The sequence below is a fragment of the Enterobacter cloacae complex sp. 2024EL-00711 genome, from assembly GCF_047529885.1.
GTDB lineage: Bacteria > Pseudomonadota > Gammaproteobacteria > Enterobacterales > Enterobacteriaceae > Enterobacter > Enterobacter ludwigii.
Window position 1 is genome coordinate 443,225 of sequence record NZ_JBLIZC010000003.1, and the last position, 13,120, is coordinate 456,344.

Genomic DNA, 13,120 nt, shown 5'->3' on the forward strand with positions numbered 1-13,120 from the left:
ACATGGCGCTTTCCAATACTGCTCAGCCAATTCACACGTCGCTGCGAAAAATCGCGGTCGTCGTAGCCACAGCGGTTGCCGGCATGTCTACGTATGCACATGCGGCTGAAACCCAGAAAAAAGAAGAAACCATCACCGTCACTGCCGCGCCTGCCGCCCAGGAAAGTCCGTGGGGGCCTGCGCCAACGATCGCAGCAAAACGCACGGCAACGGCGACCAAAACCGATACCGCGATTGAAAAGACCCCGCAGTCTATTTCCGTGGTAACGCGTGATGAAATGGAACGCCGCCAGCCAGCGACCGTAAAAGAGGCGCTGGGCTATACGCCGAGCGTGTTTGCGACCCGCGGCAGCTCCACCACCTATGATGTGGTCTCAATTCGTGGTTTTACCGCGCCTTCGACGGTAAACACCAACCAGTATCTCGATGGCATGAAGCTGATGGGGAATAACTACTCCGAAGCTTCCATGGATCCGTACTTCCTTGAGCGCGTAGAAGTGATGCGCGGACCTACGTCTGTGCTCTACGGCAACAGCAATCCAGGCGGTATCGTCAGTATGGTGAGCAAACGCCCACTGACCGAGCCGCTGAAAGAAGTCCAGTTTAAAATGGGGACCAATAACCTGTGGCAAACGGGCTTCGATTTCAGTGATGCAATCGATGAAGATGGCGTGTGGTCGTACCGCCTGACCGGTCTTGGCAGTAGTCAGAACGCACAGCAGGAGATGTCAAAATCAACCCGCTATGCGATTGCGCCCTCCTTTAGCTGGCGTCCGGATGACAAAACCGATTTCACCTTCCTGAGCAATTTCCAGAACGATCCGGAAGCGGGCTACTACGGCTGGTTGCCACGGGAAGGGACGGTAGTGCCATACCGTGACGCAAACGGCAATGAGCATAAGATCCCAACCGATTTCAACGAAGGTGAAGCGGATAATAAGATGGCTCGTCGCCAGCAGTTGATTGGTTACAGCTTCTCGCATCAGTTTGATGACACGTTCACCGTGCGTCAGAATCTGCGTTACGCAAAAGTTCATACGCTCTACCGCTCTGTTTACGGCAATGGCTACGCTGAGCCTGGCAAGATTAACCGCGCTTACGTGCGTTCAGATGAAGATCTGAATATGTTCACCGTGGATACTCAACTGCAGTCGACATTCGCGACGGGCGCCGTAGACCACACGCTGCTGACGGGTGTTGATTACTCGCGTATGCGTAATGATATCAATGCGCTGTACGGTTCCGCCGACCCGATTGATATCCAGAACCCGGATTACGGCAACGCGAACATCAACACTAACCTGCCATGGTCTAACTATTCCGTCGTTAACCGTAATGAACAGACCGGGCTCTATGCTCAGGATCAGGCGGAGTGGGATAAGTGGGTGCTGACGCTGGGCGGACGCTACGACTACGTGATGGCCTCAACGCTGACGCGCGGTACGGCCGATTCGCTGGCTGAAAACCACGACCAGGCTTTCACCTGGCGCGGGGGAATTAACTATCTCTTTGATAACGGTATTTCACCTTACTTCAGCTACAGCGAGTCGTTTGAGCCGGTATCGGGCGCCGATCGTAACGGCACACCGTTCGACCCTTCCCGCGGTAAGCAGTATGAAACGGGTGTGAAATACGCGCCGAAAGACCTGCCGGTTGTGGTCACCGCGTCGCTGTTCCAGCTGACGAAAGATAAGAACCTGACGGCGGATCCGAACGATCCAACGAATACTCACAGTATCCAGACCGGTGAGATCCGTTCTCGTGGTTTCGAACTGGAAGCGAAGGCAGCGGTTAACGCCAATATTAACGTGACCGCGGCGTATAGCTTTATTGATGCTGAGTACACCCATGACAGCACCTTTGAAGGTAAACGTCCGGCGGAAGTGCCGCGTAATCAGGCGTCATTGTGGGCAGATTACACCTTCACCGACACGGCCTTAAGCGGCCTGACGATTGGTGCCGGTACCCGTTACATCGGTAACACGGTGAGCTACTACTCAAGCGGCGACAAAAAAGATCAGCCGTTTAACGTCGCGAGCTACACCCTTGCCGATGCGATGGTGAAATACGATCTGGCCCGTCTGGGTCTGCCGGGGTCATCTGTGGCGGTGAACGTGAATAACCTGTTCGATCGGGAATATGTCTCCAGCTGCTATAAGGATTATGCATGCTACTGGGGTGCTGAACGTCAGGTTGTCGCCACCGCGACCTTCCGCTTCTAATCTCTCTTCGGGCACGGTTCGCCGTGCCCTTTTTATTTAAGTTGGCCGATATGCAGGATAATCAAACGCAATCCGACACCACCTTCACGCTCAATAATCTCTCCTTTCGCGTGCCCGGACGCACCCTGCTGCATCCGCTCTCTTTGACCTTCCCGGCAGGTAAAGTGACAGGCCTGATTGGTCACAACGGCTCTGGTAAATCAACGCTGCTCAAAATGCTTGGCCGCCATCAGCCGCCGTCAGAAGGCGATATCCTGCTGGACGGTCAGCCGCTGGAGAGCTGGAGCAGTAAAGCCTTTGCCCGCAAAGTGGCGTATCTGCCGCAGCAGTTGCCGCAGGCGGAGGGGATGACCGTGCGTGAACTGGTGGCGATTGGGCGTTATCCGTGGCACGGCGCGCTTGGCCGTTTCGGCGTGGCCGACAGAGAGAAAGTGGAAGAGGCGATTGCGCTGGTGGGGCTAAAACCGCTGGCCCACCGTCTGGTAGACAGCCTGTCAGGAGGGGAACGTCAGCGCGCGTGGATAGCAATGCTGGTGGCCCAGGACAGCCGCTGCCTGCTGCTCGACGAACCGACCTCTGCGCTGGACATTGCCCATCAGGTCGACGTGCTTGCGCTGGTGCATCGTTTAAGCCAGCAGCGCGGTCTGACGGTTATCGCGGTCCTGCATGATATCAACATGGCCGCGCGTTACTGCGATTACCTCGTTGCCCTGCGCGGCGGTGAAATGATCGCCCAGGGGACGCCGTCTGAACTGATGCGCAGTGAAACGCTGGAACACATTTACGGTATTCCAATGGGGATTTTGCCTCACCCTGCCGGGGCTGCACCGGTGAGCTTTGTGTACTGATGCTGGATTCTATGTTGATGAGTCGCCGTCGTCTGCTGACGGCAATGGCGCTTTCACCGCTGCTGTTAAAAATGAATACCGCGCGTGCGGCTGCGGTCGATCCACACCGCATTGTGGCGCTGGAATGGTTGCCGGTAGAGCTGATGATGGCGCTGGGCGTTACGCCCTATGGCGTGGCGGATATTCCCAACTACAGGCTATGGGTAAATGAGCCGAGGCTACCGGACTCGGTAATCGACATCGGCCTGCGCACCGAGCCAAACCTCGAACTGCTCACCCAGATGAAGCCGTCATTCCTGTTCTGGTCTGCAGGTTACGGCCCGTCAGAAGAGACAATGGCACGGATTGCGCCCGGCCGTGGTTTCTCCTTCAGCGACGGTAAAAATCCGCTGGCGATGGCGAAAAACTCCCTCCACGAGATGGCACAGTTCCTTAACCGTGAGGTTGAGGCCAAAAAACATCTCGACGATTTTGATGCCCTGATTAACACCCTGAAGCCGCGTTTTGCTCACCGGGGCGATCGCCCGCTGCTGATGGTGACGCTGCTGGATGCCCGCCATATGCTGGTCTTTGGGAAAAACTGCCTGTTCCAGGACGTGCTCGACAGTTTTGGTATTCGTAATGCCTGGGAAGGGGAGATGACCTTCTGGGGCAGTACAGCCGTGGGGATTGATCGTCTTGCGGCATTTCGCGATGTGGATGTGTTGTGCTTTGACCACGGCAACGAGCGGGAGATGCAAACCCTGATGGCGACGCCGCTCTGGCAGGCAATGCCGTTTGTGCGCGAAAAACGGTTCCTGCGCGCACCTGCGGTATGGTTCTACGGCGCGACCCTTTCTGCCATGCACTTTGCCCGCGTGCTGGACAACGCGCTGGGAGGCCAGGCATGAGTAAGCGTATTGCCCGTTTCCCGGCATTGTTGCTTTGCCTCATTTTCCTGTGCGCGCTGGCATTGACCTGGTTTAATCTGTCGACGGCCTTACCGCGCGACCAGTGGCGTGGGGCGCTGGTGGCGCCAGATATCGATAATATTCAGCAAATGCTGTTCCACTACAGTCTGTTGCCGCGCCTTGCGATTGCGCTGCTGGTCGGTGCGGGATTAGGGCTGGTGGGCGTTTTATTCCAGCAGGTACTGCGTAACCCTCTGGCCGAGCCGACGACGCTTGGCGTGGCGACCGGGGCACAGCTTGGGATCACGATTACCACACTCTGGGCGTTGCCTGGGGCATTGACCTCGCAGTTTGCTGCCCTCGCCGGTGCGTGTGTGGTGGGCGCGCTGGTATTCGGCGTCGCCTGGGGCAAACGTCTCTCCCCCGTTACGCTTATTCTTGCGGGGCTGGTGGTGAGCCTGTACTGCGGCGCGATTAATCAGCTGCTGGTGCTGTTCCATCACGATCAGCTGCAAAGCATGTTCCTCTGGAGCACCGGTACGCTCACCCAGACCGACTGGAGCGTCGTGCAGCGTCTGTGGCCGCAGCTCGTCGGTGGCGTCGTGTTGACGCTGCTGCTCTTGCGCCCGCTGATGTTGATGGGTCTTGACGATGGCGTGGCGCGTAATCTGGGGCTGGCGCTGTCGCTGGCCCGTCTGGGGGCGCTGACGCTGGCGATTGTGCTCAGTGCCCTGCTGGTTAATGCGGTAGGCATCATCGGGTTTATCGGGCTATTTGCGCCGCTGCTGGCAAAAATGCTCGGTGCGCGCCGCCTGCTGGCGCGCCTGATGTTAGCCCCGCTGATTGGCGCGTTGATCCTCTGGCTTTCCGATCAAATCATTCTCTGGCTGGCACGCGTCTGGATGGAAGTGTCTACCGGTTCGATGACGGCGCTTATCGGTGCACCGCTGCTGCTGTGGCTGCTGCCGCGTCTGCGCAGTATCAGCGCGCCAGCGATGGATGCTGGCGATAAGGTCTATGCTGAGCGCCAGTCAGTGCTGGGGTTCAGCCTTGCCGGGCTGGCAGTGCTGATTGTTATCTCATTTGCCGCGCTCGCTTTCGGACGCGATGCGGTGGGCTGGCACTGGGCGTCTGGGGATCTGCTTAACGAACTCATGCAGTGGCGCTGGCCGCGCATTCTCTCGGCGTTAATCGCCGGGGTCATGCTGGCGGTGGCGGGCTGTATTATCCAGCGTCTGACCGGTAATCCGATGGCCAGCCCGGAGGTTCTGGGTATCAGTTCTGGTGCCGCCTTTGGCGTGGTCCTGATGCTGTTCCTGGTGCCGGGAAATGCCTTCGGCTGGTTGATGCCTGCCGGGAGCGTTGGCGCGGCGGTGACGCTGCTGATCATCCTCATTGCCTCCGGGCGTGGCGGGTTTTCCCCTCACCGGATGCTGCTTGCCGGGATGGCGCTCAGCACGGCATTTACCATGCTGCTGATGATGCTGCAGGCGAGTGGCGATCCGCGTATGGCCAAGATCCTGACCTGGATCTCCGGTTCAACGTACAGCGCCACCGGCAGCCAGGTCGTGCATTCCGGGATTGCAATGATCGTATTGCTGGCGATGGTGCCGCTGTGCCGTCGCTGGATGACCATTCTGCCGCTGGGCGGCGAGACCGCGCGTGCGGTGGGGATGGCCCTGGCGCCGTCCCGTATCGGGTTACTGCTGCTGGCCGCATGCCTCACGGCAACGGCCACCATGACCATCGGCCCGCTGAGTTTTGTCGGCTTAATGGCGCCGCACATTGCCAGAATGATGGGCTTTCGTCGCACGATGCCGCACATTGTGATGTCGGCGCTGACGGGGGGCGTAATACTGGTGGTGGCTGACTGGCTGGGGCGGATGGCGCTGTTCCCGTACCAGACACCTGCCGGGTTGCTGTCGACGTTTATCGGTGCGCCGTACTTTATCTATTTGTTGAGAAAGCAAAGCAGGTAGAAGGGCGGTGGGGTATTGCCCTCTCCCGGTGGAGAGGGCAGCAGTTCGTTTCTGTCTTACAACTTCGCAAAGACCCGGCGCGCAGCATCGATAGTCTTATTGATATCGTCTTCGCTGTGCGCGACGGACATAAAGCCTGCTTCAAACGCGGATGGTGCCAGGTAGACGCCTTCTTCCAGCATCAGATGGAAGAAGCGCTTGAAGCGTTCAACGTCACACTTCACCACATCCTGATAGCAGGTCACGGTTTTCGCATCGGTGAAGAAAATCCCGAACATCCCACCAACGTGGTTTACCACCAGAGGAATACCGGTTTCTTGCGCGGCCTCCAGCAGGCCGTTGGCAAGTTGAGTTGTCAGGTCGGTCAGGGTTTCGTGAATACCCGGCTGCGCGACTTCGGTCAGACAGGCGAAACCTGCGGCCATCGCAATGGGGTTGCCGGAAAGGGTACCCGCCTGGTAGACCGGGCCAGTCGGCGCCAGCGCTTCCATCACCTCTTTACGTCCCCCGAATGCACCGACAGGCATGCCGCCGCCGATGATTTTGCCAAGGCACGTCAGGTCCGGCTCTACGTCGTAGTAAGACTGTGCCCCCGCCAGCGCGACGCGGAAGCCGGTCATCACTTCGTCGATGATCAGCAGAGCGCCAAACTCATCGCACAGGGCGCGCAGACCCGGCAGGAACTCCGGCTGCGGTGGAATGCAGTTCATGTTGCCTGCGACAGGTTCAACGATGATGCAGGCAATCTCCTGCGGATACTGCTCGAAGGCTGCCCGAACAGTGTTCAGATCGTTATAGGTGCAGGTCAGGGTATGCTTCGCAAAGTCAGCCGGTACGCCCGGTGAGTTCGGCTGACCGAGGGTCAGCGCGCCGGAGCCGGCTTTTACCAGCAGGCAGTCCGCATGACCGTGGTAGCAGCCTTCAAATTTGATGATCTTGTCACGGCCGGTAAAGCCACGTGCCAGGCGGATCGCGCTCATGGTGGCCTCGGTACCGGAGTTCACCATACGCACCATGTCCATTGTCGGGACCAGTTCGGTGACCAGTTCCGCCATTTTCACTTCCATCTCGGTTGGCGCGCCGAAGCTCAGGCCGCGCTGGGCGGCTTCGATCACCGCATTGCGGATAGCAGGATGGTTGTGACCCAGCACCATCGGACCCCAGGAGCCGACATAATCGATATAGGCTTTGCCATCGACATCATACAGATACGCGCCGTCAGCACGTTCGATAAACAGCGGCGTACCGCCTACGCCGGTAAAGGCGCGAACAGGCGAATTCACGCCACCTGGGATAAGCTCGCGGGCTGCACTGTAGAGGTTTTCAGACTTGCTCATGGCGTCGTTCCTGGTTCGTATAAAATGATTAAGCACACTATTCTAAGTGATCCTCGGAAGGTAATGAAATTTTTGCCCCCTTTCATGCCTAAACAATTGTTAAGTATTTTTCACGGGATGATATTACGCACTCTGGTAAAATCCCTGCGGTTATTTGTATGACGAAAAGAAACGGTAATGAAAGCAGACACTCATTCTTATACTGAACAGCAGTTCAGACGTGCGCAGCACCGTATCAGCATCCGGCGCTTGCTTAATCGTGATAAAACGCCGCTGGCTATCCTGCTGGCTGCTGCCGTGGTCGGCGCAGTTGCCGGGCTGGTGGGTATCGCCTTCGAAAAAGCGGTTAACGCGATAATGAACTGGCGAATTGGAACCGTGGCGGGTTTTGCCTATAGCGGTGGATGGGTATGGGTGTGGGCCTTTGGCTTATCTGCGCTGTTTGCCATGGTGGGCTATTTCCTGGTTCGTAAATTTGCGCCGGAAGCGGGCGGTTCCGGGATCCCTGAAATAGAAGGCGCACTGGAAGAGCTGAGGCCGGTTCGCTGGTGGCGCGTCATCCCGGTAAAATTTATCGGTGGCATGGGAACGCTCGGGGCAGGCATGGTGCTCGGGCGCGAAGGACCAACGGTGCAGCTGGGCGGAAACGTTGGGCGCATGGTCGGCGATCTGTTTCGCATGCGCAGCGCGGAGGCGCGACATACGCTACTGGCAACGGGGGCGGCGGCCGGCCTTTCGGCGGCGTTCAACGCACCGCTCGCGGGGATCCTGTTCATTATTGAAGAGATGCGGGCACAGTTTCGCTACAACCTGATCTCGATAAAAGCGGTATTCACTGGCGTCATTATGTCGAGCATTGTCTTTCGCATTTTTAATGGCGAAGGGGCGGTGATTGAGGTGGGGGAACTGACCAATGCGCCGGTGAATACGCTGTGGCTGTACCTGATTCTCGGCATGATTTTTGGCGTGGTCGGCCCGCTGTTTAACACGCTTATCTTACGCGCTCAGGATATGTTCCAGCGCATTCACGGTGGGAATACTACCCGCTGGGTATTGATCGGCGGACTGCTGGGCGGCGGCTGCGGCGTGCTCGGCTTCATTGAGCCCAATGCCGCAGGCGGTGGCTTCGGGCTGATACCGATTGCCGCGGCGGGTAATTTCAGCATTGGTCTGTTGCTGTTCATGTTTATTTCGCGGGTGATTACCACCGTATTGTGCTTCTCCTCCGGTGCGCCTGGCGGTATTTTTGCCCCGATGCTGGCGCTGGGTACGCTTCTGGGAACCGCGTTTGGCATGGTCGCTGCTGCCGGATTCCCGGCCTATCATCTGGACGCCGGGACCTTTGCTATTGCCGGAATGGGCGCGCTGCTGGCGGCGTCCCTGCGCGCGCCGTTGACCGGCATCGTGCTGGTTCTGGAGATGACGGATAATTACCAGCTCATTTTGCCAATGATCATTACCTGTCTCGGCGCGACACTATTAGCCCAATTCCTGGGTGGAAAACCGCTATACTCCACCATTCTTGCTCGTACCCTGGCAAAACAAGAGGCCGAGCGGGCCCCGACGCAGAATACTTGAATGAATTACCAGGGTATTAGATAATGACATAAAGAATTGGGTGAATTTTACCCAATAGCAGTAGCAGTATTCATGGGAGCATAAGATGAGTGATGACGTAGCGTTGCCGCTGGAATTTACCGAAGCAGCAGCCAATAAAGTGAAAACCCTGATTGCCGACGAGGACAATCCGGATCTGAAACTGCGTGTCTATATTACCGGTGGCGGCTGCAGCGGCTTCCAGTATGGTTTTACCTTTGACGATCAGGTCAACGACGGCGATATGACTATCGAGAAGCAGGGCGTTGCGCTGGTGGTTGACCCGATGAGCCTGCAGTACCTGGTGGGTGGTTCGGTGGATTACACTGAAGGCCTGGAAGGTTCGCGCTTCGTTGTGACTAACCCGAACGCGACAAGTACCTGTGGATGTGGCTCTTCGTTCAGCATCTGACAGGGATGCAGTCGTAAGCCCGGTAAGCGTAGCGCCACCGGGCTTATAAACAACGCTTATCGTACATTATCATCCAGCGCAAACGTCGGCAGCTTCAGATGCCAGCGTATCGCCGCTAAGCGTATCCCCAGCGTGACCACCATACCCAGCATAGCTGCATTTTCTAGCGGCATCGCAAAGGTGTAATACGCCGTCGCGTGAACAATCCCACCAATAATACACGCCGTGGCATAGATTTCGGTACGCAGGATCATGGGAACTTCACGCGCCAGAATGTCGCGAATAATCCCGCCGCCGACCCCGGTTAACACGCCCATGCAGATGGCCACCATCGGGCCCGTTCCCGCATTGAAGGCTTTATTGACCCCGATGCCCACAAAGACGGCCAGACCGACGGCATCCAGCACCGGGAGTATCCATTTCGGTAACCGGCGGGGTTGGCGAACCAATACGATGGTCAACAGACAGGTGACCATCGCCACCACCAGATCGGTTGGATCTTTCACCCAAAATACCGGGCCATTCGCCAGGGCCATATCACGTATCGTCCCGCCACCCACGGCGGTGACCACGCCCAGCACCAGCACGCCAAACGGATCCATGCGCAGTTTTCCGGCGAGTAAAACGCCGGAGATAGCAAAAACGGCTGTGCCAAGAATATCCAGCCAATAAACGAGCATCGTTAAATCCTCGAGCGGGGTATGTTGTTAGTGACTCTCTGCCAGCGCGGCACAGAGCTGTTTTGCGGCGAGGATAATACGCGGGCTGGCGCGTTCAAACCAGTCACTGGTGAGGGGGATCACCGGTATTTTTAGCTGACGTTGCCAGAATTGTTCAATTTTAGGAATCTCGCTCGCATTTCCGACCACCACGATGGCTTGGGGTTGGCGTGCGAGCACCTGTTCCCGGCTGACCTGAGGCCACGGCACCCGGCTGGCTGCAAAGATGTTTTCACCGCCGCAGATTTCCAGCACCTGATTCTGAATGGATCCTTTCCCGGTGGTGAACAGCGGCTGGCTGCCAAACTGCAGGAAGATGCGTTTTTTGACGGGGGTATCGTAGCGGGATTTCAGCGCGGCATAGTCGCTGAGCATCTGTTTCGCGGCATTCTCGGCTTTTGCTGGGGTAGGGCTGTAGGGGGCCATAGAACGCAGCGCCTGAGCGACCTGCTCAATGCTCACCGCATCAATCCACATCACCTTGATCCCAAGCGAGGAGAGCTGGTTGACCTGCCGCTCGGCGTTACCGCCGCGCCAGGCAAGCACGAGATCGGGTTTAAGCGCCACGATGCGCTCAATGTTCATCCCTTGCCAGGTTGCCACCTGTTCAATATGGGCCGCTTGCGGAGGGTAATCCGAAAAGCTGCTCACGCCGACAGGCGTGATCCCGGCGGCAAAGGCCAGTTCGGTGTTTGCCGGAGAGAGCGTAATCACACGCGGCGCGGCAAATAGCCATGCCGGTGCGAGAAAAAGCAGGGCGACCAGCGCCCTGATGTATGGATTACCCACGAGCCAGTTTCTGCACCAGGCGCTCCACCATCACGGTGGACTGTTTTGCCGCAACGGTCAGGAACTCGTCGAAGCTGATATGAGACTGCTGGTCAGCCACGTCGGAGATGGCGCGAACCACCACGAACGGAACGTTGAAGTTATGGCAAACGTGAGCAATGGCGGTCGCTTCCATCTCAACGGCAACGGCCTGAGGGAAGTTATGACGAATTTTCGCCAGGCCGACGGAGCCATTGATGAACGCATCACCGCTGACGATCAGGCCGCGTACCGCGTTGAGGTTCAGCTCAGCGATGCAGCTTTCAGCCGCCGCAATCAGTTTGTCATCGGCTTTAAACCCGGCCGGGCAACCCGGAAGCTGACCGTATTCGTAGCCGAATGCGGTAACGTCTGCATCGTGGTAACGCGCTTCATCGGAAACAACGATATCACCCACTTTCAGCGTCGACGCCAGGCCGCCTGCAGAACCGGTGTTAATGATAACGTCCGGCTTGCAGCGTTCGAGCAGCAGGGTCGCGCCCAGCGCAGCAGCAACCTTACCGATGCCTGATTTCAGCAGAGCGACGTCAACGCCATTCAACTGGCCGGTGTAGATCTCACAGCCACCGAGGGAGAGAGTCTGACGGTTCTCAATTTTGTCACGCAGCAGCGTAACTTCTTCTTCCATTGCACCAATAATGCCGATTTTCATAGATTTACTCGCGATGTGCCTTGTTAAGATGCATAGTCTATCATGCGGTTAAGAGGAAACGCATTCTCACGCGGGGGAGCACATGTCACCAATCGATTTTCGCACCAAAATTAACTGGCACCGACGTTTCCGTTCGCCGCAGGGCGACAAGAGCGAGCATGAGATCCTGCGTATCTTCGAAAGCGATCGTGGGCGGATCATAAACTCGCCGGCAATCCGTCGTTTACAGCAAAAAACCCAGGTGTTTCCGCTTGAACGTAACGCTGCGGTGCGCACGCGCTTAACGCATTCTATGGAAGTTCAGCAGGTTGGCCGCTACATTGCCAAAGAGATCTTAAGCCGTCTCAAAGAGCAGCAGCTTCTCGAAACCTATGGGTTGAATGAGCTGACCGGGCCGTTTGAGAGCATCGTTGAGATGGCCTGCCTGATGCATGACATCGGCAACCCGCCCTTTGGTCATTTTGGCGAAGCCGCCATAAATGACTGGTTTAAACAGCGGCTTTATCCTGTTGATGCGGTAAGCCAGCCTCTGAGCGATGACCGCTGCCTGGTGCGGGATTTACGCCTGCGCGAAGGTGAAGACGCGCTAAACGACCTGCGGCGTAAAGTCCGTCACGACCTCTGTCACTTCGAAGGCAATGCGCAGGGGATCCGGCTGGTACACTCCCTGATGCGTATGAACCTGACCTGGGCCCAGGTGGGGTGCATCCTGAAATATACGCGACCGGCATGGTGGATGGGCGAGACGCCCGCGTCGCACAGTTATTTGATGAAAAAGCCGGGCTATTATCTTTCTGAAGAAGCCTATATTGAGCGCCTGCGTAAAGAACTTTCTCTGACACCAAACGGCCGTTTCCCCTTAACCTGGATTATGGAAGCTGCCGACGACATTTCATATTGTGTTGCCGACCTGGAAGACGCCGTTGAGAAAAGAATATTCAGCGTCGAAGAACTTTATCAGCATCTTTATGAGGCCTGGGGAACGCATGAAAAAGGCTCGCTGTTTGCTCAGGTTGTCGAAAATGCCTGGGAGAAATCGCGTTCAAATACATTAAGCCGCAGCACGGAAGATCAGTTCTTTATGTATTTACGGGTCAATACATTAAATAAACTGGTGCCGTATGCCGCCTCGCGCTTTATTGACAACCTGCCGTTAATTTATAGCGGCGAATTCAACCATGCGTTGCTGGAAGATGACAGCAGCTTTAGCCAGCTTCTTGAGCTCTATAAAAATGTGGCCGTGCGTCATGTTTTCAGCCATCCGGATGTCGAACAACTTGAGCTGCAGGGATACAGGGTTATCAGTGGGTTACTCGAAATCTATCGGCCTCTGCTGCAATTATCCGTCGACGAGTTCAGCGAGCTGGTGGAAAAAGAGCGCGTGCGGCGAATACCGATCGAATCCCGGCTTTATCAGAAACTCTCAACCCGCCACCGTCTGGCTTATGTCGAAGCCATTGGCAAACTGGATCGTCAGTCGCCCCAGTGGCCGGTGCTGGAATATTATTATCGCTGCCGTCTTATCCAGGACTATATCAGCGGGATGACAGATTTGTATGCCTGGGATGAATACCGCAAGCTCATGGCGGTGGAATAAGCACGGAGTTTTGTAAAGACGGCCAATAAATTTTTACCTT

Annotated in this window: 11 protein-coding genes; 7 read left to right on the forward strand and 4 right to left on the reverse strand. The window is 56.7% G+C overall.

Going from position 1 to position 13,120, the window contains the following annotated elements:
* Window positions 1–2: 2 nt before the first annotated feature.
* From fhuA to fhuB, 4 genes are read left to right on the forward strand one after another with little or no spacing between them, the layout of a single operon-like run.
* Window positions 3–2,222, forward strand: a complete 2,220-nt coding sequence (gene fhuA, locus ACMVME_RS12100) for a ferrichrome porin FhuA (protein WP_014168684.1) — start codon at window positions 3–5, stop codon at window positions 2,220–2,222.
* A gap of 50 nt (window positions 2,223–2,272) precedes the next feature.
* Window positions 2,273–3,070, forward strand: a complete 798-nt coding sequence (gene fhuC / locus ACMVME_RS12105) for a Fe3+-hydroxamate ABC transporter ATP-binding protein FhuC (protein ID WP_020882606.1) — start codon at window positions 2,273–2,275, stop codon at window positions 3,068–3,070.
* A complete protein-coding gene (gene fhuD / locus ACMVME_RS12110; RefSeq protein ID WP_050737489.1) occupies window positions 3,070–3,960 on the forward strand; it encodes a Fe(3+)-hydroxamate ABC transporter substrate-binding protein FhuD in 891 nt (296 codons plus the stop codon). Before fhuC ends, fhuD begins: the two co-directional genes overlap by 1 nt.
* Window positions 3,957–5,939 (forward strand): Fe(3+)-hydroxamate ABC transporter permease FhuB, encoded by a 1,983-nt coding sequence (gene fhuB / locus ACMVME_RS12115; protein ID WP_068795201.1) that lies wholly within the window; start codon window positions 3,957–3,959, stop codon window positions 5,937–5,939. Before fhuD ends, fhuB begins: the two co-directional genes overlap by 4 nt.
* A 56-nt stretch (window positions 5,940–5,995) precedes the next feature.
* Here fhuB and hemL read toward each other — a convergent pair whose 3' ends face one another.
* Window positions 5,996–7,276 (reverse strand): glutamate-1-semialdehyde 2,1-aminomutase, encoded by a 1,281-nt coding sequence (hemL, locus tag ACMVME_RS12120; RefSeq protein WP_032681635.1) that lies wholly within the window; start codon window positions 7,274–7,276, stop codon window positions 5,996–5,998.
* Window positions 7,277–7,453: 177 nt separating this feature from the next.
* Here hemL and clcA point away from each other — a divergent pair, with 177 nt between their 5' ends.
* Complete coding sequence (gene clcA, locus ACMVME_RS12125; RefSeq protein WP_068795200.1) at window positions 7,454–8,854, forward strand: H(+)/Cl(-) exchange transporter ClcA; 1,401 nt, start codon at window positions 7,454–7,456, stop codon at window positions 8,852–8,854.
* Window positions 8,855–8,939: 85 nt separating this feature from the next.
* Complete coding sequence (gene erpA / locus ACMVME_RS12130; RefSeq protein WP_013095643.1) at window positions 8,940–9,284, forward strand: iron-sulfur cluster insertion protein ErpA; 345 nt, start codon at window positions 8,940–8,942, stop codon at window positions 9,282–9,284.
* Window positions 9,285–9,340: 56 nt separating this feature from the next.
* On the opposite strand, the gene ACMVME_RS12135 is transcribed toward erpA, so the two are convergent.
* From ACMVME_RS12135 to mtnN, 3 genes are read right to left on the reverse strand one after another with little or no spacing between them, the layout of a single operon-like run.
* Window positions 9,341–9,964, reverse strand: a complete 624-nt coding sequence (locus tag ACMVME_RS12135) for a TRIC cation channel family protein (RefSeq protein ID WP_410376586.1) — start codon at window positions 9,962–9,964, stop codon at window positions 9,341–9,343.
* Window positions 9,965–9,991: 27 nt separating this feature from the next.
* Window positions 9,992–10,792 (reverse strand): vitamin B12 ABC transporter substrate-binding protein BtuF, encoded by an 801-nt coding sequence (gene btuF, locus ACMVME_RS12140; protein ID WP_414743442.1) that lies wholly within the window; start codon window positions 10,790–10,792, stop codon window positions 9,992–9,994.
* Window positions 10,785–11,483, reverse strand: a complete 699-nt coding sequence (gene mtnN / locus ACMVME_RS12145) for a 5'-methylthioadenosine/S-adenosylhomocysteine nucleosidase (RefSeq protein WP_014168692.1) — start codon at window positions 11,481–11,483, stop codon at window positions 10,785–10,787. Before mtnN ends, btuF begins: the two co-directional genes overlap by 8 nt.
* An 82-nt stretch (window positions 11,484–11,565) precedes the next feature.
* Between mtnN and dgt the strand changes: the two genes are divergently transcribed.
* On the forward strand, window positions 11,566–13,080 hold the full coding sequence (gene dgt / locus ACMVME_RS12150) for a dGTPase (RefSeq protein WP_270292827.1): 1,515 nt from the start codon (window positions 11,566–11,568) through the stop codon (window positions 13,078–13,080).
* Window positions 13,081–13,120 lie beyond the last annotated feature (40 nt).